Below are 20,304 nucleotides of genomic sequence, written 5' to 3' on the forward strand. Positions count from 1 at the left end.
ACCAGCCGTGCGCGGCCATGCGTCTGCCATACCGACCAGCAATGTTTCCTAACCGGGGTCAGAGCGCCAATGCGGAACATTTCTTAACCGAGGTCTGACCCCGGTTAGGAAACATTGCCGGTTGGATCGGCGGGTCAGGAGCGGGTGATGGGCAGAGCCAGGTCTTCGCCGAGTTTGATGTGCTTGGCCAGTTCAATCTTGGCAATGGCGTTGCGGTGCACTTCGTCCGGGCCGTCGGCCAGGCGCAAGGTGCGGTTGCCAGCCCATTGATAGGCCAGCGGAAACTCGTCCGATACCCCCGCCGCGCCGTGCGCCTGGATCGCCCAGTCCAGCACCTGCTGGGCCACATTCGGCGCCAGCACCTTGATCATGGCAATCTCGGCCTGGGCGTGCTTGTTGCCCACGGTATCCATCAGCGCGGCGGTCTTGAGCGTCAGCAGGCGCGCCGTATCGATCTGGATGCGCGACTCGGCGATGCGCTCGCGCCACACCCCCTGGTCGGAAATCTTTTTACCGAAGGCAATCCGGCTATTCAGGCGCAGGCACATCAGTTCCAGCGCGCGCTCGGCCACGCCGATGGCGCGCATGCAATGGTGGATGCGGCCCGGTCCCAGGCGGCCCTGGGCGATCTCGAAACCGCGCCCCTCGCCCAGCAGCAGGCTGGAAGCCGGCACGCGCACGTTCTCGAACAGGATTTCGCAATGGCCGTGCGGCGCATCGTCGTAACCGAACACGGGCAGCGGACGGACGATGGTGATGCCTGGCGTATCGGCCGGCACCAGGATCATCGATTGCTGGGCATGGCGCGCCGCTTCCGGATCGGTCTTGCCCATGACGATGAATATCTTGCAGCGCGGATCGCCCGCGCCCGAAATCCACCACTTGCGCCCGTTGATGACGTAATCGTCGCCCTGGCGCTCAATGCGTGTTTCAATGTTGGTGGCGTCGGATGAGGCCACGGCCGGCTCGGTCATGGCGAAGGCCGAGCGGATCTCGCCGCGCAACAGCGGTTCGAGCCAGGTGCGCTTGTGTTCTTCGCTGCCGTAGCGCTCGATGGTTTCCATATTGCCCGTGTCGGGGGCGGCGCAGTTGAACACTTCCGGCGCCCAGCCGACCCGGCCCATGATCTCGCACAGCGGCGCGTAATCGAGGTTCGACAAGCCTTCCGGCGCGCGCGCCGACTTCGGCAGGAACAGGTTCCACAAGCCCTGCTCGCGCGCCAGCGGCTTGAGCCGTTCGATCAGCTCGGTCGGAATCCAGCGGTTGCCCTTGTGCGTGCCGTTGCGGTCGACTTCCTGCTTGAAAGCGGTTTCGTTCGGATAGACGTGCTGGTCCATGAAGCCGAGCAGGCGCGTTTGCAACTCTTTGCAGCGGTCGGAGTAATCGAAGTTCATTAGTTGTCCTTGGAAAGAGAAATGGCGCGCTGCGCGTACTGCCAGCCCAGTTCGGCCATGGGCCGGGCGGCTTTGCCGTTCTCGAGGGCCTGGGCGCTGGACGCGGTGCCGTCGACGTAGCGTTTCATGATGCCTTGCATGATGCCGGCGAGGCGGAACATATTGTAGGCCAGGTAAAAATTGAAATCTTCGATATGGATGGTCTTGCCGGTGCGCGCGGCATAGGCGGCGATATAGGCTTCCTGGGTGGGAATGCCGAGTGCGGCCAGGTCGAGTCCGGCGATGCCGCGGAACTGGCCGGGAGCAATGTGCCAGCTCATGCAATGGTAAGAGAAATCCGCCGCCGGATGACCCAGGGTCGACAGTTCCCAGTCGAGCACGGCCAGGATGCGCGGCTCGGTCGGGTGGAAGATCATGTTATCGAGGCGGAAATCGCCATGCACGATGGACGTATCGTCGCCCGGAGGAATGTTGCGCGGCAGCCAGGCGATCAACTGGTCCATGGCCTCGATCGGTTCGGTGACCGAAGCCTGGTACTGGCGCGTCCAGCGTTCGATCTGGCGCATGAAATAGTTTCCGGGTTTGCCGAAATCAGCCAGGCCGATGGCGGCGTAGTCGACCGTGTGGAGGAGGGCGATGACCCGGTTCAGCTCATCGTAGATGGCGCCGCGTTCGGCTGGCGTCATGCCGGGCAGGGACTGGTCCCACAGCACGCGGCCGTCGACGAATTCCATCACGTAGAAGGCGCGGCCGATGACCGACTCGTCGGTGCACAGCGCGTACTGGCGGGCGGTGGGAAAGCCGGCTTTTTGCAAGGCATCCATGACCCGGAATTCGCGCTCGATGGCGTGGGCGGACGGCAACAGCTTGGCCGCCGGACCGGGCTTGGTGCGCAGCACATAATGCTGGCCGCCGGCACTGATCTTGAAGGTGGGATTGGACTGACCTCCCTTGAACTGGGCCACTTCCAGCGGGCCGCCGGGATAGTCCTCGACATGGGCGCGCAGATAGGCGTCGAGGGCATCGACATCGAATTTCTGGCGCTCCGAGACCGGCTTGGTCCCCATCATTTCCTCGAACATCTTGTCTCCTGCTGGTTATGTGAGATCTATTCTAGCGCATGAATAGAACGACCGTACTAATTTTTCTGCCGGGGGCAGCACCGGGGTCTGACCTCTGATTAGAAATAGTTGCCTGAACTGCCGCAAAGCGCGAATAATCGTCAAGATGTTGCTAATCGGAGGTCAGACCCCGTTTGTGCCGTTTGTGGAAGTAAAGCAAGCCTGAGCTGCGCTTCGCCCCGGTAGCGCTGGAGGATCACCGTGTCGAAGGGGGTGATGAAGCCGTTTCCTGGCAATTTCGCGTCGAATTCTCGTCCAGATTTTCCGCAAGTCCTACAACCGGGGTCTGACCTCAATTAGGAAAAGTTTCGAGTCGGAGGTCTGACCCCGGTTGGGAAATGTTTCGAGTCAGAGGTCAGACCCTAATGCCGTTAAGTTAAGCCCTTGACTGTCGCTTCTTGTAAACAAGTTCCAGAAGTGTTAACGTCTGGAACTATGTTCTCAGATGCCCTCTCTCTTGCCATTGACCTCCCGCGATTTCCTCCAGATTGGGGGCGACTGGGTAAGGAATTACCGTACGAATGGATTGAAGCTGCCCTCGAAGCGAAAGGCAAAGCCAGTATCCGTCGGCGCCGCCTTCCTGCACAGCAAGTGGTGTGGCTAGTCATCGCTTTGGCCCTGTATCGCCATCTGTCTGTCAAAGAAGTACTCGATGACTTGGACTTGGCACTCCCGGAATTGGAAGGTGCCTGCTTAACCGCCAGCGCGGCCTGCCAGGCGCGCCAGCGGCTTGGGCCCGAACCACTGCGTTGGCTGTTTGAATGCTCGGCCCAGGCATGGAGTGAGGAAGATCACTCAGCCTATTTGTTTCACGGGATGAGTCTTTTTGCCATGGATGGCACGACCTTGCGTCTTGCCGAGAGCGAGGCCAACCGCGCGCACTTCGGCGCCCAGAAATATGCCAAAGGGAGTGTGGCGAGTTACCCACAAGCGAAGGGTGTCACACTGACCGCCGTACCGACGCATCTGATCCTCGATGCCCGTTTCGGGCCCTACGCGACGAGTGAAGCGAGCTTCGCCAAGGAGTTGATCGCAAGCGTGCCGGACAGCTCCCTCACCGTCTTCGATGCAGGCTTTCTGTCAGCAGAAATCCTGTGCAATTTGGCTGGGCAGGGACATTGTCGTCACTATCTGATTCCGGCAAAGAGTAATACGCGCTGGAAGTTAATAGAGGGAACAGTGGAAGATGGGCTTGTTGAGATGGAGGTGTCCGACTCGGCCATGCGCAAGGATCCGACGCTGCTCGCTTCGTGGCGTGCCCGCGCGGTGCGCATAGGTGACGGCACCGGCGAGTTGAAATATGTACTCACCTCGCTCACCGATAAAAAAGCCATCACAGCCAAGCAGATCGTCGACTGCTACTGGCGCCGCTGGGCGATCGAGACGAGTTATCGCGAAATCAAGCAGACCATGCTGGGATCAGCGCATACCTTACGCAGCATGACAGTCGACGGGACGATGCAGGAAATCTGGGGCGCGCTCATCGCCTACAATTTGTTGCGAATTGAAATCGCCAAGGCTGCTCTCGAAGCGAAGTGCCAGCCTACCGACATCAGCTTCGTGCTGGCACTGCACACAATTCAATATGAGCTGCTCATCGCCGCAGCAACGCAGGCGCAAGGAAAACTCCCCGCCACCTTGAAACGTCTGCGGGAGCGGCTCGTGCTTGATCTGAAGACTCATCGACCCGGTCGAAAATTCGACCGGGTCGTAAAAGCGAAAGCCCAGAGATATCCGGTCACCAGATTGAAGTCAAGCGCTTAACTTAACGGCATTAAGGTCAGACCCCGGTTGGCGAATGTTGTTGGCGGGAAGGTCAGCGCGAGAGGCGGTATTGCTCGTATAGCTGTTCCATCGTGGTGCAGCGGGTCTCGGTTTGCAGGGGGGCGAGCGGGGAGTAGTTGACGAAGCGGACTACCCAATCGGCCTCGCCTTCGCCAACGTCGAGCGCGTTGATGCAACCGGCCGTTTGCGCCAGCCCACCCAGGAACATGCGCTGGCCCGTCAGCGCCAACGATAAAATCGCGCAATTGACCCCGCCATGGAGCACCAGCAGCGCCGTATCCCAGTCGTCCTGGCCGCGCAGGCGCTTGACCGCCGGATGGATCCGGTCCATCAACTGCCCCACCGATTCGCCCCCCAGGAAGCACTTGTCTTCGCCCACCATGCCGTCGAACGCGCCCGTAAACGCTTCCTTGAGGTCGGCATCGGCGATCGTCGACAGCCGCCCGCCGCGAATTTCTTCGAACTCGGGCCAGATCTCGATGTCGATCCCCTGGCCGGTCGCCGCCAGCACCCTCGTGGCCGTTTCCACCGTGCGCGGCAGGCCGGAGACAAGCACCCGGTCGAACTGGATGCCTTCGGCCGCAAACGCCCGCCCGGCCGCACTCGCTTGCGCGCAGCCCTGCTCGTTGAGGGGGACGGTTTCGGGAAGGAAGGGTTTGCCTGAGGCATCGAAATAGGTAACGCTGCCGTGGCGCATCAGGAAGATGCGACGGCGCTGGGATGTAGGGGACATGGGTTCTTGTGGTCGGTTCAGAAAAACAGGGCGGTGCGGGTGACGATGCTGCCGGCGTTGGTGTACGGCGCGCTCGCGCGCACGGCGCCGGTGCCGGCGACCCCATCGTCGAGCTTGCTGTCGAGCTGCTGGGCGAAGGAGTCGGGCAGGTTGTCGAAGCGCAGGCCGTTGCCGCTGCGCCCGCCCACCGTGTCGTTGTAGATGTAGACCGCGCCGCCCTGGGCGCTGGTCATGAAGTCGGTGCTGCCGTTGTAGGCGCCGGTGATGAAGCCGGCCAGCGCCAAGTGCTGCGGCGCCGACAGGTATTCGGTGATCTGGCCGTCGCCGTTGCCGTTGGCCGTGGCGCCGGCCACATGGGTGGTGGCCAGCGCGTCGTCGCCCGGCAGCGCGCGGAATTTGTCCTGGTAGGCGTTCACCGCCGCCGACAGCGAGTTCGATTGCTGGATGATGTTCTTGACCTTGGCGCTGTCGATCAGACCTTGCCCCTTGAGCACGCCGCCCAGCAGCAGACCGATGATCACCAGTACGATGGCGATTTCGACGAGGGTGAATCCTGGTTGTCGTTGCATGGGGCTCTCTCTGTTGTGACGGCTGCTGCGTATTATTCTAGCGTATCAAGGATCGGCCCGGCGCTGGCGCGCCGAAATGTTGTGCAGGCGCCGTTCCAGAAACGCCCGCTCGCGCGGGTCGCTGACCTGGCCGCTGGCGACCATGGCGCCGATCAGCGCCGTGGCGCTGTCGTCCTCGCCCATGTCGTCGAGGATGAACAGTTCCATCTGGCGCGCCCACGCGGGCAGCACTGCGTTTGTTACGCGGGTGCGTAGCGCCTGCGCATACTGGCGCGCCAGCGCGGGATCGTGCAGCCGGTGGCGCGCCACCAGCGCCGCATGCGCCAGCCACGGCCAGCGCCGGTCGGGGTCTTCGCCGAAGCGCCGGTAGACAAAATCGAGCATGATGCGGGTGCGCGCGGGGTCGGCGCTGGCGCCGTACACCTGGCTGGCGGCCAGCAGCGGGGCCTGGCCGCGCGGGTCGAGGTCGACGATGCGTTCCAGCCACGCGCGCAAGGCGCTGTAATCGATGGCGTTAAGCGGCGTGTCCGCCTCGTCCTGGCCTTGCACGTACAGGGTCATGGCCTTGGCCAGCGCCACCGGTTCGCCCAGGCTGGCCAGGCGCAGCACGGCCTGCGGCGGCGGCAGGGCCAAGGCGACCGCAGCCCGCTGCCGTGGTGCGCGCCCGGCGTGATAGCCGACCTGCAGCGCCAGCGCGGCCGCCAGCAGCAAGGTCACCGGAACCGGCACGCGCGCGGCCATTACAGGTCCTTGCGGTAAAAGTCGACCAGCGCGGCCGCGCCCAGCAAAGCGATATAGATCGCGCTCTGCGCCAGCAGCGGCGCCAGTTGCGCGCCGCCGTACGCCAGCCACTCGCTGCGCGTAAATTCGTCCAGGTGCGGCAGCAGCGCCGCCAGCGCGTCGATGGCCATGCGCGGCAGCGGCGCCGCATCCTGCGCCATCGTTTGCAGGCTGCCGATCGCCCGCGCCAGCAGATAGAACGCCAAGGTGGCCGCCAGCGCGGCCGTCACCTGCCCGAAGGTCAGTACGCACAGCAGGCAAAATGCCGCGACGATCCACAGTTCGCACCACAGCGAGACGGCCCACGCGGCGCACCACGCGGCCGGCGCCAAGGTCAATGCCATCACGCCGAACAGCAGTGCCGGCAGCAGCGCCACCAGGCCGAATCCGGCCAGCTTGCCCAGCACGTAGGCGGCGCGCGGTATCGCCAGCGCGAGCAGCAGTTCCTGCCCTTTGTCGGCCGCTTCGCGTGCCACGCTGCTGGCCACGAAACCTGCCACCAGCACCACGCAGCCGAGGCGCAGCAGCGCCGCCAGCAGGGCCGCTTGCAGCGCGGCGCTTTCGGTCAGCGCCAGCTGGCCCACCAAGCCGCCCAGCGCCGGCGCGCCAATGGCCAGCGCGCCCAGCGTCCAGGCAAGGCGGTTGCGCAGCGCTTCGAGCAGGGTGTACGTGGCGATGGTGTAGATGGAACCCGGCATGGCCTAGCGCGGCAGCGTTCCGGCGGCAACCATGCGGTTGAACAGCACATTGGGCGAGATCCAGATTACCAGGTCGTCGTATTCCCCGCCCGGCGCCGCCTGGCTGTCGCTCGGCGTGCGCGCCACGAAGGCGATGCCGGTGCTGGCGGCGTTGGTGCGTTCGTCGACGTTGGTGGTGCTCGTATCGAGCTTGCGCACGCCGCTGTCGCCATAGCCGCCGGCGCCGTTCTTCCCGTGCGAGACGATCACCGCCGGAATGTCGTTGATGCCGGTCGCCGCCACCAGGTTGCCGCGCGCATCGCGCGTGCCGATGGTGATGTCGCGCGCGCTCTGCAAGGTGAACATGGCCTGGCTGTTGCTGTACGCCGGCGACACGCTGTAGTGGAACGCGCGCCCCCAGCTATCGAGCTTGGGCAAGCCGAGCGTGGCCCAGGGCAGCACGCCCTGGCGCTTGCCGTCGCGGCAGGTGGCGCCATTGCGGTCTTCCAGGCCATTGACCGGCGAGACGGCGGGGCAGGGCAGATAGCCGTTGCGCAGCGCGAAACCCATCAGCGCTTCGCGCGCTTCGTCCATGGTTTTCTGGGTGTCGCTGATCTTGCGCTGTTCCATCTGCACCGCCAGCGGGGTCAGAAGCCCGCCGATCATCAGCCCGACAATTACCAGCACCACGGCCATTTCGACCAGGCTGAATCCCTGCCGCGCGCGCGTCATGGGCTGTCGACGTCGGTGACGGTGCCGGCGTTCATGTCGACGCTCTGCCCGGGTTTGAGTACTACCTTCTGGCCCGAGGGCAAGGTCAGGGTCACGCGCGGCGCCTGCGCCGGCCCGCTGAAGCGGTTGCGCGCGCCTTCCCGCGCCTCGTTGTTTACCCACACGGTGGACTTGCCGCTGCTGCGCCGCACGAAGCCGTTTACCGTCATCGGCTGTGGTGCGCTCGCCGCTTCCACCACCGGCGCGGGCGGCGCCGCGACCAGGCCGCGCTGGATGTCGAGCTGATGGCGTTCGGCCGGCGTCGTGAACAGGCGCCCCATCGGCGCCGTCTGGGCCTGGGCGCCCACGGCGGCGGCGAGCAGCAGGCAGGCGGTGGCATGGTATTTCATGGCAATCCTTTCGCAAGCGCCGCCATGTCCGGCCGCGGCGCGCTGCCGAGCGTCAGCCAGACCAGGGTGCAATTGGCCGTCAGGCGCGCCACGCCAAGCGCTTCGGCCGGCGCGTCGGTGCGTTTCACCTTGCAGTCCTGGACCGTGAAGCGCCCGGCGCCGCGCAGGTCGTCGATGAAGTGGAACAGGTCCAGTTCGTGCACCAATCCGAGTTCCACGCGCATGCGGCTGCCGCGCAGCTGGTAGTCGCCCAGCGCCATCGGCACGCTGAAGGCGAGCGGCTGCTGCGCGTCGATGTCGTAACTGGCCGATACCAGCTTGCGCGTCCCCTGGATCGATTTGACCGCTTCGATCCACGCCAGCCGGTTTTCGTCGCCGATCAAGCCGCCCGCCTGCAGTTCCATGAAGCGCGGCTGGTAGATGGCGATGTCCTGCTTTTCCGATTCGACGTTCTGGAAGCGGCCGGCCGCCGCGCCGCGCACCTGGGCCGCCTGCGCCAGCGCCGCCGCCTGGCGCGTGCCGTACCAGGTCGCCGCGCCCACCAGCAGCACGGCGGCGCCCAGCACCGCGGCGCACAGGCGCGCGGACGGCGCGATCATGCCCAGTTCATCGCGCCAGGTGGGCGTATTCGTTTCCGCCGGCTTGGCGCGCAGGGCGTTCGGCTTGGCCATCATGGTTTCCATGTCACGTTGATGACGAAGCGCGGCTTGACGGCGGCGTCGCCAGTATCGGTCTTGCCGCTTAACTTGACGCTCTGGCGCACGTCGAGCGGCGCTTCGACGATGTGCACCGCCGCGCCGCGATTGGCGGCCATGTCGAGCGCGAACCGGTTCACGCTGTCGAGAATGGCGCGGTAGTCCGATGGGCCGACGTCGATGTCGCCGTCGATGCGCAGTAGCTGCACCGGCGCCGATGGCAGGCCCACCACGCTCGCCGGAATGGGGTCGGCAGCGTCGCCGGTCGCCGGTGCCGTGAGGCTGGCGGCAGCGCCGACTTGCGCGAGCGCCGGTTGCTGCACCTGCCAGTCAAGCGCCAGCAGGCGGATCGCGGGGGCGCGTTCGAGCGCGCGGCTGACCAGGGCCACCAGCGGCGCCGGCGCGGGGGCGGTGGCGCCGAGCAGGCGGTCGAGATGCACCGCGGCCTTCATGTTGGCGCTGCGCGCCGGTGTCGGCGGCAGGGTGGCCATGATGGCGCGGTAGCGCGCATCGAGCTGCTCCGCCTCGGCCAGCAGGCGCGCGGCTTGCCCGCCATCGCGCACGCCGCCCCAGACGCCCGCCAGCAGCCAGACGGCGCCGGCGAGGCCGATCGCGGCGCTGGCGCAGTTGAGCGCCAGGCGCGCGCGCCAGATCTGGTAAAAGCGCCCGGCCGCACCTGGCGGGTACTGGCTGGGCAGGGAGTCGCGGCCCAGCAGGCCAAGCAAAAGCTGTTCTGCCGTGTCCACGTCGCCGCCGAGTTTCAGGCGCGCGCAGGCGCTGTCGATGTCGATGAAGTGGAAGGCCAGTTCCGGATCGTCCTCGCAGCGCTCCTCCAGCGCCGCCACCCGCGCTGGCGGCGCGAGCACCACCACGTGCAGCATCTCGCCCCGTCCCAGCAGGCGGGTGCTGGTCAGGAACTGCCGCATCTTGGCGGTCTCCAGGGCGGTAGCGTCGACCACGTCGTCGTGCGCGGCCAGCACCGTCAGGCGCGAAAATTTCAGGTACGGGCCCTGGAAATAGCTCTGGCGCAGGCCGCCGCCCTGTGCGGCGATCAGCAGCAGATGGTGCTGGGCCATGCCCATGCGCCGCACCAGCCGTGCCGACAGGTGGGCGGCCGAATACAGGCCGGCCAGCGGGATGCGGTTCTGCTCCATCAGGGCGACCCACGGCTGCACCATGGCGGCATTGGTCAGGGCCGAGAAGACGGTGTGGTCGTCGCGCCGGCCTTCGCTGTCGCGGTCCTGGATATCGGCGTGGCGGAACGGCGTGTCGCGAAAGGCGTGCGCGAGGCGCCGTTCGACCAGGCTGCGTCCGGATGATCCGCCCACATGTGGCAGCAGGCAGCGCTGGAAGTCTTCTTCGACCAGGTCGGCCACGAGGTAGGCGCGCGTGCCTTGCGCGCCATCGAGGTAGCGCGCAAACGCCTCCATGCCGTCACGGTCGGCGCCAAAGCAGGGTCCGGGCGCAAGAGCCCCGGCGCGCCACTCGAAGGCGCACAGCCGGTCGTTCGTCACATGGAATAATTGTTTGGGCAGCACCGCCATCCTCAGGTTTTCAACTGGCTCATGGTGTCGTAGATCGGTCCCAGCACGGACAGCATGATCCATCCGAGCAGCAGGCCAAGCGTGACCGTCATGGCCGGTTCGATCAGCGACTGCACGCGCTCGATCATTTCCTTCACTTCGCGATTATAGAAGTAGCTGACGTTGCGCAGGGCGTTGTCGAGCGAGCCGGTCGCTTCCCCCACGCGCAGCATGCGCAGCACCAGCGGCGGGAAGATGCCGCTGTTTTGAAACGCCAGGGTCACGCTCTGGCCTTCCGAGATCAATTGCGCGGCGCGTTGCAGGCCGGCGGCGACCATGCGGTTGGCGACGATGCCTTCGGACAGGCGGATGCATTCGAGGATGGTGATGCCGGAGCCGTACATCAGCCCGAAAAAGGTGGCGAAGCGCGCCAGGATGATCTTGTGCAGCACGGGCCCGATCAGCGGCAGGCGCAGTTTGAGGCCGTCGGCCAGCAGGCGCGCGCTGTCGCTGCGGCGCAGCCATGCGCGAGCGCCGAACCAGGCCACCAGCGGCAGGGTAAGCAGCACATACCAGTAGTGGATGAAGACGTTCGAGACGGCGATCAGCGCCCGGGTGTGAAACGGCAGCTCGCCGCCCATGTTCTTGATGAAGGAAGTCAGTTGCGGCACCAGCACGATCATCAGAAAAAAGGTCACGCCCAGCACCACGACGGCGACGACAATCGGATAGGTGATGATTTTCTTGGTCTGGGCGGCCAGTTCATCCTGCCATTTCAGGCTGTCGGACAGGTTGCGGAATACCTCGGCCAGCTTGCCGCTCGATTCGCCGGCGGTTATCAGGCTGGTGAAGGTGTTGTCGAACACTTCGTCATGGTGGCGCAGCGCTTCCGACAAGGTCAATCCGCCTTCGATCGATTCGATCAGGTCGGTGACGATTTCGCGAAAGCGCGGGTGGTCAAGGGAGTCGCGCAGGTCGCCCAGGCCTTCCAGGATCGGCACGCCGGCGGCGGTCAGCTGCTCCATGTGAAAGCAGAAGTTGATCAGGTCGGCGCGCTTGACCACCCGCTTGCCGAAGGCGACTGCCTTCTGGCCGGCGATATGGAAGTCGATCAGGTCCAGCTCCATGCGGCGCAGGCGCAGCTCCAGGTCGGCGCTGTTGGTCGCGTCCATGGCGCCGGGCACCATCTGGCCGGCCAGGTCCATCGCGCGGTAGGCGTACAGCGGCATCAGGCCAGCCTGTCGGTCAGGTCGACCACGCGCGCCACTTCGTCGAGCGAGGTGGCGCCCTCCAGCACGCGGCGCATGCCGTCGTCCACCAGCGAACGAAAGCCGGCGGCGCGCGCGCTGTCTTTCAGTTCGCGCAAGGAGGCGCGGCGGGCGATGGCTTCGTCGATGTCGGCGTTCACCTTGAGCAGTTCCATGATCGCCATGCGGCCCTTGTAGCCCTGGTGGCCGCAGGCTTCGCAGCCGCCCGCCTGGCAGATGGTCGCCGGCGGGTCCTCGGCGCCCAGGCCAAGCAGGCGGCGCTCGGTCGCATCGGCCAGCGCTTCGGTCTTGCAGGCCTGGCACAGGCGCCGCACCAGGCGCTGGGCGATGATGCCGATGATGTTCCCGGCCATGATGTCGGGCAGGATGCCGATGTCGAGCAGGCGCGATACCGAGCCGATGGCCGAATTGGTGTGCAGGGTCGTGTACACCTGGTGGCCGGTCATGGCGGCCGAAAACGCCATTTCGGCGGTTTCCCTGTCGCGCACTTCACCCACCAGGATGATGTCCGGGTCCTGGCGCATCATCGAGCGGATGCCGTCGGCAAAGCCCATCTTGGCCGATTCGTTGATCGAGGTCTGGCGGATCATGTTCATCGGGTACTCGACCGGGTCTTCCAAGGTCATGATGTTCACGCTCTCGGTGTTGATGTGGTTCAGGATCGAGTACAGGGTGGTGGTCTTGCCGCTGCCGGTCGGCCCGGTCACGAGGATGACGCCGTGCGGACGGGCGATCATCAGTTTCAAGAGCTGCAGTTCATCCTCGCCCAGTCCCAGGCCGTCCAGCGGCACCAGTCCTTTTTGCCGGTCGAGCACGCGCAGCACGAAGTTTTCACCGTGGGTCGTCGGCTGGGCGGAGGCGCGAAAGTCGATCTGGCGGCCCGAGAACTTGATCGAGATGCGCCCGTCCTGCGGCGCGCGCGATTCGGCGATGTTCATATTGCTCATCACCTTCAGGCGTACCGCCATCGCCGGCCAGTACGATTTGTGCAGGCTGCGGATCTGGCGCAGGATGCCGTCGATGCGGTAGCGGATGCGCAGAAAGCTCTGTTCCGGCTCGAAGTGGATGTCGGAGGCGCCGTTTTGCACCGCGTCGGCCAGCAGCGCATCCATCAGGCGCACCATCGGCTGGCTGTATTCGTCGGTGGTGGCGGCCATGGCGGCGTAATTGACTTCGCCCGTCTCGATTTCCAGCAAGATGCCGTCGATCGACAGCTCGAAGCCGTAGTACTGGTCGATGGCGCGCGCGATGTCCGATTCGTTCACCAGCACCGGCGCGATCGTGATGCCCTTGACCAGCATGGCGCTGATCTGGTCGAGCGCGACGATGTTGCTGGTGTCGGCCATGGCCAGGATCAGGTTGTCGGTATCGCGCTCGTACACGATGGGGAACACGCGGTAGCGCTTGGCGACATCCTTCGGAATGAGTTTCAGGGCGATGGCGTCGACCACCAGGCTGGTGAGGTCGGCGCTTTGCTGGTTCAGGTTTTCCGACAGCGCTTCGCGCACCGTCGCTTCGGTGACGAAACCGAGGGTGATCAACAGTTTTCCGAGCGGCTCGCTGCTGCGCTTTTGTTCGATCAGCGCGATGCGCAGCTGGTCTTCGCTGATGACCCCTTTCTGGATCAGCAGTTTGCCGAGGGGGAATTTTGCAGGTTCCGACATGCGGCTATTGCCCGCCCAGTTCGCGCGCGCGGGTGGCGGCCGCGTTGCTGTCGAAATTGACGGCGCCGCGTGGGGCCAGTTCCAGCGCGCGCTGGTAATAGCTCAGCGCCAGTTTGCCTTGGTTCAGGCGGTCCAGGCCGATGGCGAGGTTGAAGGCGTAATCGGCATTGTTCGGATTGGCGGAATAGGCGCGGAAATAATGCTGCTGGGCTTCCGGCCAGCGCCCCTGTCGCGCGTACAGATTGCCCAGGGCGAACAGCAGCGGGCCGGATTCGGGATTGCGCTCGACCACGCGGCGCAGGCGGCCTTCGGACTGGCTTGGGTCGCCCTGGCGCACGCTGGTCAGGCCGGCCAGGGCGTCGGTGTCGTTGGGGTCGAGGTCGAGCAGGCGCGCGTAAATGCCTGCTGCTTGCTCGGCCTGGTTGTCGCGGGCGGCGAGGGCGGCCATGCCGAGCAGGGCGTCGCGGTTGTTGGGGTCTTGCCGCAGCACCGACTGGTAGCTCTGGCGCGCGCTTGGCAAGTCGCCATTGTTGTAGGCTGTAAAGCCGCTCTGGAGCGAGGGATTGACTTGCTCGGGCTTGCTTGAGCGGGCCACGCGGATGCCGCTGCTGTCCGCGTCCGCAGCCGGCGCACGCCGGGCCGGACGCGGCATGGCGTGCGGCGCAGACTGTTGCTGCAACTGCGCGATGCGCATGGCTTCATCGGGCGGGATCTGGTCGCGCGAGGATTGCGCCGGTGCCGGTGCCGGTGCCGGCGCCGGCGCCGCCTCGGCCTGGACCGGCTGGGCTGGCTGGATCGGCGCATCCGCACCGGGCTGGGCGGCAACGACCGCGATGCCTGGCGCGGCTGCGCCAGGATCGGGCACGGCCGGCTGGTTCTGGCCCGGCATCGGCACCATCGGCAAGTTGCGGCTGGAACCGGGACCGTACACCGCGTGCCAATAGATGTACCCGAACACGGCCGCGATCAGCAGGGCAATGCTGCCGAGGACGGCAATGCGGATGGTGCGCGCGTCCATGCGCGCCATGGCGCGCTTTTGCGCCTTGACACGCGGCGGTGGCGGTGGAGGGGCGTTGCGCGCACGCCGTGGCGGCGCGGCCTGCGGGTCCGGCACGGCCATGCGCGGCGGCGGCTCGGGCACGAAGCCGATGGACGGTTCGGCGCGCGCCTCGGCCGGGCCAGCCTCGAGTGGCGACAGGCTCAGCGGCTCGGCGGCCGTGGCCTCCTCATGCGGCGCCAGCGCCAGTACCTCGTCGTAGGCTTCGGACGGCTTGGCCAGTTCCTCGTCGGGAACGTGGTTTTGCTTGGCGCGCTCGGCTTTCTTGAGCGCCTGCATCAGGAGGCTCATGTCAGTTCACCTTTACCCGCACGGGTTCGGAGTACGGTTCGGATGATGCCGACCCTGCGCCAGTGGTGTCGGGCAGCAGGTAGCGGTAATCCTTGTAGTCGCCGTTGACGCTGGCGTTTTTCACCACCACCGGACGGATGAAGATCACCAGTTCCGTCTTGCTGACTTTTTCGTTGCGATACGAGAAGAAATTGCCGATCACCGGCAGCACACCGGCACCCGGCACCGCATCCTTGGCGTTGTCGACCGAATCCTGCATCAGCCCGCCAAGCACGGAAATGTCGCCGCTGTAGACCTTGAGGATGGATTCGACTTCGCGCGCCTGGATCACCGGTACCTGGCTGGTCACCTTTTCGGCCGCCAGCGCCGGATTGGGGTCGGTCACGTAGCCGACGATGCGGGTAATCGTTGGGCGCACGTTGAGGGTGACTTCGTCCGAGTCGGCGATCTGGGGCGTCACGCTCATCACGAAGCCGACCGGCACGGTTTCGAGCTTGGATTCGTAGGTGGCCGGTGTGGTGACGTTGCCGTTCACGCCGATCACGGCGGGGGTGACCTTGATGGTGAAGAAAACGTTGTTGTCGACCACTTTCAGCATCGCGGTCTGGTTGTTCAGCACGCTGATTTTCGGGCTGGACAGCACCTTGACCTTGCCGAACGATTCGAGCAACTGGATCGCGGTGGTGATATTGCCCAAGGCCGAGGTGGGGTTGAGGTAATTGATCGAAAACAGGCCCGGCGTGCTGCCGATGGCGACACCGGAAGCGGGCAGGGCGCTGCCGACCGGCTTCTGGGTCAGGGTCAGGCCGCCATGCAGGCGGCTCCAGTTGATGCCTTGCTGGTACTGGTCGGACAGGCGCACTTCGATGATGGTCGCTTCGATCAGCACCTGGCGCTTGGCGCTGCCGAGCACGATGTCGAGAAATTGCTGGATTTTTTCGTGCTGGCGTCCGGTTGCGCGCACCGCCAGCAAGCCGCCCTCGGCATTGACGATGACCGATGGCGCGTTGCGCTGGCGCTCGTTCGACGAGGCGTTGAAGGCGGCCAGCACGGTGTCCGGCACGGCCTGCGGCGCGGGCGGGGCCGGCTGGTTCGGGTTGGCCGGGGCCGCGCCGGGCGCCGCCGCGCCGGGCGCCGCCGGGGGCGCGGCCGAAGAGATCGTGCTCGGCGCGTCATTGAGCGTGGTATCGCGCAGCATGTCGCGAATATTTTTTTCCAGGCTACCCCAGAAATTGTTTTCCGAGCGGTTGGTGACCGAGGTGGTCGAATTATTGTTGCCTGACCCGCCGGATGCTGCCGCGCCGCCGCTGGTGGTGCCGTTGGCGTTGGTTAAGGTGGGGCTGCTGGAGCCGCCGCCGGTGGTCGAAATCTGGGTGGCGATGTTGACGCTGCTGTTGGTGCTGCGCGCCATGTTGACGTAATCGACCTTGTAATTACGCCATACCGGCGTATCGGGCAACACGGTGAGGGTCGTACCATCGATTTCGTAGCGCATGTCGATCTGGCGCGCAATGCGGGTCAGGAGTTGCGGCAGGGTCTGGTCGAGCGCGTTGAGGGTCACCGCGCCTTCGATGCCGGGGTGGATGTCGACATTCAGCCGGGCGTCGCGCGCCAGCGCAAACAGCAGCGACTGCACCGGCACCTTGTGCACCGTCACGCTGTAGGTCTCGGCCTTGGGCGTGGCCTTGGGCGGCGGCAGCGGCGCGCTGTGCATGACCGGGTCGGGAATGCGGCCGGCCGCCGGGGGCGCTTGGGTCACATGCGACGGCGAACCGGGCAGGGTTGGTGTGGCACACGCGCCCAGGAAGGCGCAGGCAATGGCGGCGCCGGCGGTGCTCAGCGGAAAAACGGATTTTTTCAGGGTCATTGGTGCGCTCTTGAGTGCCAAGGCACAATAATGGCGGAAAAGTAAGCGTGGGGCAATTGCTGCACGTTTAATGGAAGAAGATGCTGCGCGAAACGAGCCACGCCAGCAACGCCAGGGTGGCGGCGCCAAGGCCGGCCAGGGTCAGCCAGCGGCGCGTGTGGCCGCCGTTGGCAAAGGCACAGTCGGCGATGGCCGCCTTGGCATGGCGCGCTTCGACCCGCTCGGATTCGTCGATGTAGGCAGCCATCAGGGCTTTGTCCGCCAGGATGTTGATGCGCCGGACGATCCCGCGCGACACGCGCGCGATCTGTCTGCTCGCGGCGGCGCTGAACACGGCCGGGCCGTTGTAGCCGGCCGCATGCAGGCGGAATGCCAGGAAGTCAGGAATCACGTCGGGCGGCATGGCCGGCACCACGAAGTTGTGGGTGATGCGTTCCTTGAACTGGCGCATGCTGGCCAGGTTCAGGTGCTCATCAAGCTCGGGCTGGCCGAACAGCACGATCTGCAGCAGCTTGTGGCGCGCCGTTTCCAGGTTGGAAAACAGGCGCACCTCTTCCAGGGTTGCCAAAGGCATGGCCTGGGCTTCCTCGACCAGCAGCACCACTTGCTTGCCGGCGCTGTGGCGGGCGATCAGGTCGGCCTGCAGCATGCGCGTGACTTCGTCGATGCGCTTGCCGCTCACGTCGAGTTCGAGTTCGCCGGCGATGGCGTAGGCCACCTCGGTGTTTTTCAGGGTGGGATTGGCGAGGTAGATGACATCGATATGGGGCGGCAGCTGGCTTTCCAGCATGCGGCACAGCATGGTCTTGCCGCTGCCGACTTCTCCCGTGACCTTGATGATGCCTTCACCGTGTTCGACCGCGTAAAGCAGGGCGTCGAGTATCTCGCCGCGTGTGTTGCCCGCGTAGAAAAAGGCGGGGTTGGGCGTGATGCCGAAGGGTGACTGGTGCAGGCCGAAGTGTTGGTGGTACATGGGATTTAGTGCACGCATGCGAGGAAAGCCTGTTCCAGGGTAGCGGCGCCGTAGGCGTCGCGGCAGGCGGCCGGCGTGCCGGTGAAACGCAGCTTGCCGTCGTGCAGGATGGCCATGCGGTCGCACAGTTCCTCGATGTCGGCCAGCGCGTGCGAGCTGAAAAACACGGTGGCGCCCTGCTTGCGCGCATGCCGCAGGCGTTCTTTCAAGTGTGCACGCGCTTTCGGGTCGAGGCCGCTCATGGGCTCGTCCAGCACGTAGGCTTGTTTGTTCGCCAGGAAGCAGGCGGCCAGGCCGAGCTTTTGGGTCATGCCTTTCGAGTGCTTGCGTACCGGCAGGGATAGCGCGGCATGGTCGAGGTCGAGCGCATCGAGCATGGTGTGGGCCGCCGTCGTGTCGTAGGGATTGCCGTGCAGTTTGGCCATGTATTTGAGGAATTCGGCGCCGGTGAGGTAGTAGGGCGGCATGAAGCGTTCGGGCAGGAAGGCGAGGGGACGGCGCGCCGCCGGCTGGCGGTGGCCGTGGCCGAAGATCTCGATGCTGCCGGACTCGAAGGAAACGAAGTCGAACAGGCATTTCAACAGGCTGGTTTTGCCGGCGCCGTTCACGCCGACCAGGCCCACGCATTCGCCCGCGGCGATGTCGAGGTCGATGCCTTCCAGCACCGGCGTGCCGGCGTAGCGTTTGACTAGCTGGCGGAAGCGCAGCGCGGGTGTGCTCATGTTGGCAATGTTGGCATAGGATGCAAGGTTGACAGGGAGCGACCTTCCGACTGTAGCGCATTCAGTGTCGCTTGCACAATGGTTGCACGTTCGTACGACACAAAATCATTGTGAATGTAAAAAACGAGTGTTTCTGGAATAGAATAGTTCGACGGTTTCTCGAACACGGATGCAAATGCCGCTATCTTAAAAACCGTCATTCCCGCGCAGGCGGGAATCCAATGCACCTTCGCTCAGCAAGCAGAGCTTGGATTCCTGCGGGTGCGCCGAGCCCTGCGCGGGAATGACGGATTTGGGTGTAGCGGTAGACGGTGCAGCCACTGTCTTATTCACTCGACAAGCAAATCAACAAAGGTCTTCATGGCACGCCCAGAAAAAGTCCGCCTCGGCGAAATCCTCGTCCAGCAAAAGCTGTTATCCGAAGACCAATTGGGCGCGGCGTTGCAGGACCAGAAACGCACCGGCCGCAAACTGGGCCGGGTCTTCATCGAAAACGGTTTCGTGACCGAGGAACAAATCTCGGGCGCGCTGGCCAAGCAGCTCGACATTCCTTACATTAACCTCAAGTTTTACAACACCAACCCGGATATCGTGCGCCAGTTGCCGGAAACCCAGGCCCGGCGTTTCCGCGCCATCGCGCTGGAAGACCGGCGCGGCGCACTGCTGATAGGCATGTCTGACCCGACCGACCTGTTCGCCTACGACGAGATCGCACGCCTGGTCAAACGCAATATCGAACTGGCCGTGGTCAACGAGACCGAGGTGCTGGCCGCGATCGACCGCATCTACCGCCGCACCGATGAAATCACCGACTTCGCGCGCGAGCTGGAACTGGATCTGGGTGACACTTTCGTCGACTTCGGCACCCTGGCCGCCAATCCGAACCTGGAAGAGGCCCCCATCGTCAAGCTGCTGCAATCGGTGTTCGACGACGCCACCCAGGTGCGCGCCTCGGACATCCACATCGAACCGCAGGAAACGCGGCTGCAAATCCGCTTCCGCATCGATGGCGTTCTGCATTTGCAGACCGAGGCCGATATCAAGATCGCCACCCCGCTGGCGCTGCGCCTGAAACTGATGTCCGACCTCGACATTTCCGAGAAACGCTTGCCGCAGGATGGACGCTTCGCCGTCAAGGTCAAGCAGCAGCGCATCGACGTGCGGATTTCGACCATGCCGACCCAGTACGGCGAATCGGTCGTCATGCGGCTGCTGAACCAGGGCGGCACCACCCTGCGGCTGGACGCGATCGGCATGCCGGCGCGCCTGGTGGAAAAATTCCGCGCCATCGTGCAGCGCCCCAATGGCCTGGTGCTGGTCACCGGCCCCACGGGGAGCGGCAAGACCACCACCCTGTATAGCGCGCTGGCTGAACTCAATTCCGTCGAGAAAAAGCTGATCACGGTGGAAGACCCGGTCGAGTACCGCCTGCCCGGCATCAACCAGGTACAGGTGAACGAAAAAATCGACCTCTCGTTCGCGCGCGTGCTGCGCTCGGCACTGCGCCAGGATCCCGACATTGTGCTGGTCGGCGAGATGCGCGACCAGGAAACCGCCCAGATCGGCCTGCGCGCCGCCATGACGGGTCACTTGGTCCTGTCGACCCTGCACACCAACGACGCGGCCAGCACGCCGCTGCGCCTGATGGACATGGGCGTGCCGCGCTACATGGTGGGCAGCTCCCTGCAAGCGGTGCTGGCGCAGCGCCTGGTGCGGGTGATTTGCGAAAGCTGCAGCACCACGTACCAATTGACCCCGACCGAGCGCGAATGGCTGCGCGCGGAATTGCACGAGCATGCCGACAGCACCCAGTTTTTCCACGGTAAAGGATGTTCGCATTGCAACGGCATGGGATACCGCGGCCGGACCGGCGTGTATGAACTGCTGGAAATGACGCGCGCCGTGGTGGACGCGGCCAACCATCCCGATCCGGCCCACTTCCTGAAGGCGGCGCACGCCGAAATGCAGGGCGAAACCTTGCGCCGCCACGCCGTGCAGCTGGCCGTGCAGGGCCGCACCACGGTGTCCGAAGCGATGCGCATCAGTAACCAGATCGAGGAATAA

Annotated in this window: 18 protein-coding genes; 2 read left to right on the forward strand and 16 right to left on the reverse strand. The window is 64.9% G+C overall.

The annotated features are described in order from the left end of the window. Positions 1 to 134: 134 nt before the first annotated feature. Positions 135 to 1,394 (reverse strand): acyl-CoA dehydrogenase family protein, encoded by a 1,260-nt coding sequence (locus tag IV454_RS22005; protein WP_206087836.1) that lies wholly within the window; start codon positions 1,392 to 1,394, stop codon positions 135 to 137. Next, complete coding sequence (locus IV454_RS22010; RefSeq protein ID WP_206087837.1) at positions 1,394 to 2,476, reverse strand: phosphotransferase; 1,083 nt, start codon at positions 2,474 to 2,476, stop codon at positions 1,394 to 1,396. Before IV454_RS22010 ends, IV454_RS22005 begins: the two co-directional genes overlap by 1 nt. A 474-nt stretch (positions 2,477 to 2,950) precedes the next feature. On the opposite strand from IV454_RS22010, the gene IV454_RS22015 reads away from it, so the two are divergent. After that, positions 2,951 to 4,279: an IS4 family transposase gene (locus tag IV454_RS22015; protein ID WP_206087838.1), complete on the forward strand. Its 1,329-nt coding sequence runs from the start codon at positions 2,951 to 2,953 to the stop codon at positions 4,277 to 4,279. 52 nt (positions 4,280 to 4,331) lie between these two features. On the opposite strand, the gene IV454_RS22020 is transcribed toward IV454_RS22015, so the two are convergent. From IV454_RS22020 to IV454_RS22085, 14 genes are all read right to left on the reverse strand, one after another. Continuing rightward, the gene (locus IV454_RS22020) at positions 4,332 to 5,033 is read right to left on the reverse strand and encodes a histidine phosphatase family protein (RefSeq protein WP_229521778.1); all 702 of its coding nucleotides are present in this window, start codon (positions 5,031 to 5,033) and stop codon (positions 4,332 to 4,334) included. Between the two features lie 17 nt (positions 5,034 to 5,050). Continuing rightward, positions 5,051 to 5,602 (reverse strand): prepilin-type N-terminal cleavage/methylation domain-containing protein, encoded by a 552-nt coding sequence (locus tag IV454_RS22025; RefSeq protein WP_206087839.1) that lies wholly within the window; start codon positions 5,600 to 5,602, stop codon positions 5,051 to 5,053. A gap of 45 nt (positions 5,603 to 5,647) precedes the next feature. Further along, a complete protein-coding gene (locus tag IV454_RS22030) occupies positions 5,648 to 6,343 on the reverse strand; it encodes a hypothetical protein (protein ID WP_206087840.1) in 696 nt (231 codons plus the stop codon). Further along, positions 6,343 to 7,080, reverse strand: a complete 738-nt coding sequence (locus IV454_RS22035) for an ABC transporter permease (protein ID WP_206087841.1) — start codon at positions 7,078 to 7,080, stop codon at positions 6,343 to 6,345. Before IV454_RS22035 ends, IV454_RS22030 begins: the two co-directional genes overlap by 1 nt. A 3-nt stretch (positions 7,081 to 7,083) precedes the next feature. After that, on the reverse strand, positions 7,084 to 7,791 hold the full coding sequence (locus IV454_RS22040; protein ID WP_206087842.1) for a prepilin-type N-terminal cleavage/methylation domain-containing protein: 708 nt from the start codon (positions 7,789 to 7,791) through the stop codon (positions 7,084 to 7,086). Then, positions 7,788 to 8,180, reverse strand: coding sequence for a hypothetical protein (locus IV454_RS22045; protein ID WP_206087843.1), 393 nt, complete (start codon positions 8,178 to 8,180; stop codon positions 7,788 to 7,790). The genes IV454_RS22040 and IV454_RS22045 overlap by 4 nt, the downstream gene beginning before the upstream one ends. Continuing rightward, positions 8,177 to 8,863, reverse strand: a complete 687-nt coding sequence (locus IV454_RS22050) for a hypothetical protein (protein WP_206087844.1) — start codon at positions 8,861 to 8,863, stop codon at positions 8,177 to 8,179. The genes IV454_RS22045 and IV454_RS22050 overlap by 4 nt, the downstream gene beginning before the upstream one ends. After that, the gene (locus IV454_RS22055) at positions 8,851 to 10,389 is read right to left on the reverse strand and encodes a hypothetical protein (RefSeq protein WP_206087845.1); all 1,539 of its coding nucleotides are present in this window, start codon (positions 10,387 to 10,389) and stop codon (positions 8,851 to 8,853) included. Before IV454_RS22055 ends, IV454_RS22050 begins: the two co-directional genes overlap by 13 nt. Positions 10,390 to 10,421: 32 nt before the next feature. Beyond that, positions 10,422 to 11,627, reverse strand: a complete 1,206-nt coding sequence (locus IV454_RS22060; RefSeq protein WP_206087846.1) for a type II secretion system F family protein — start codon at positions 11,625 to 11,627, stop codon at positions 10,422 to 10,424. After that, on the reverse strand, positions 11,627 to 13,330 hold the full coding sequence (locus tag IV454_RS22065) for a GspE/PulE family protein (RefSeq protein WP_206087847.1): 1,704 nt from the start codon (positions 13,328 to 13,330) through the stop codon (positions 11,627 to 11,629). The genes IV454_RS22060 and IV454_RS22065 overlap by 1 nt, the downstream gene beginning before the upstream one ends. A gap of 4 nt (positions 13,331 to 13,334) precedes the next feature. After that, positions 13,335 to 14,678, reverse strand: coding sequence for a tetratricopeptide repeat protein (locus tag IV454_RS22070; RefSeq protein WP_206087848.1), 1,344 nt, complete (start codon positions 14,676 to 14,678; stop codon positions 13,335 to 13,337). 1 nt (position 14,679) lies between these two features. Next, positions 14,680 to 16,545, reverse strand: a complete 1,866-nt coding sequence (locus IV454_RS22075; protein WP_206087849.1) for a type II secretion system protein GspD — start codon at positions 16,543 to 16,545, stop codon at positions 14,680 to 14,682. 67 nt (positions 16,546 to 16,612) lie between these two features. Then, positions 16,613 to 17,518 carry an ExeA family protein gene (locus IV454_RS22080; protein WP_206087850.1) on the reverse strand — a complete coding sequence of 302 codons (906 nt, stop codon included), beginning with the start codon at positions 17,516 to 17,518 and terminating at the stop codon, positions 16,613 to 16,615. A 5-nt stretch (positions 17,519 to 17,523) separates the two neighbouring features. Next, positions 17,524 to 18,240: an ABC transporter ATP-binding protein gene (locus tag IV454_RS22085; protein ID WP_206087851.1), complete on the reverse strand. Its 717-nt coding sequence runs from the start codon at positions 18,238 to 18,240 to the stop codon at positions 17,524 to 17,526. Positions 18,241 to 18,600: 360 nt separating this feature from the next. On the opposite strand from IV454_RS22085, the gene IV454_RS22090 reads away from it, so the two are divergent. After that, positions 18,601 to 20,304, forward strand: coding sequence for a GspE/PulE family protein (locus tag IV454_RS22090; protein ID WP_206087852.1), 1,704 nt, complete (start codon positions 18,601 to 18,603; stop codon positions 20,302 to 20,304).

The sequence above is a fragment of the Massilia antarctica genome, assembly GCF_015689335.1.
Lineage (GTDB): Bacteria > Pseudomonadota > Gammaproteobacteria > Burkholderiales > Burkholderiaceae_D > Telluria_A > Telluria_A antarctica.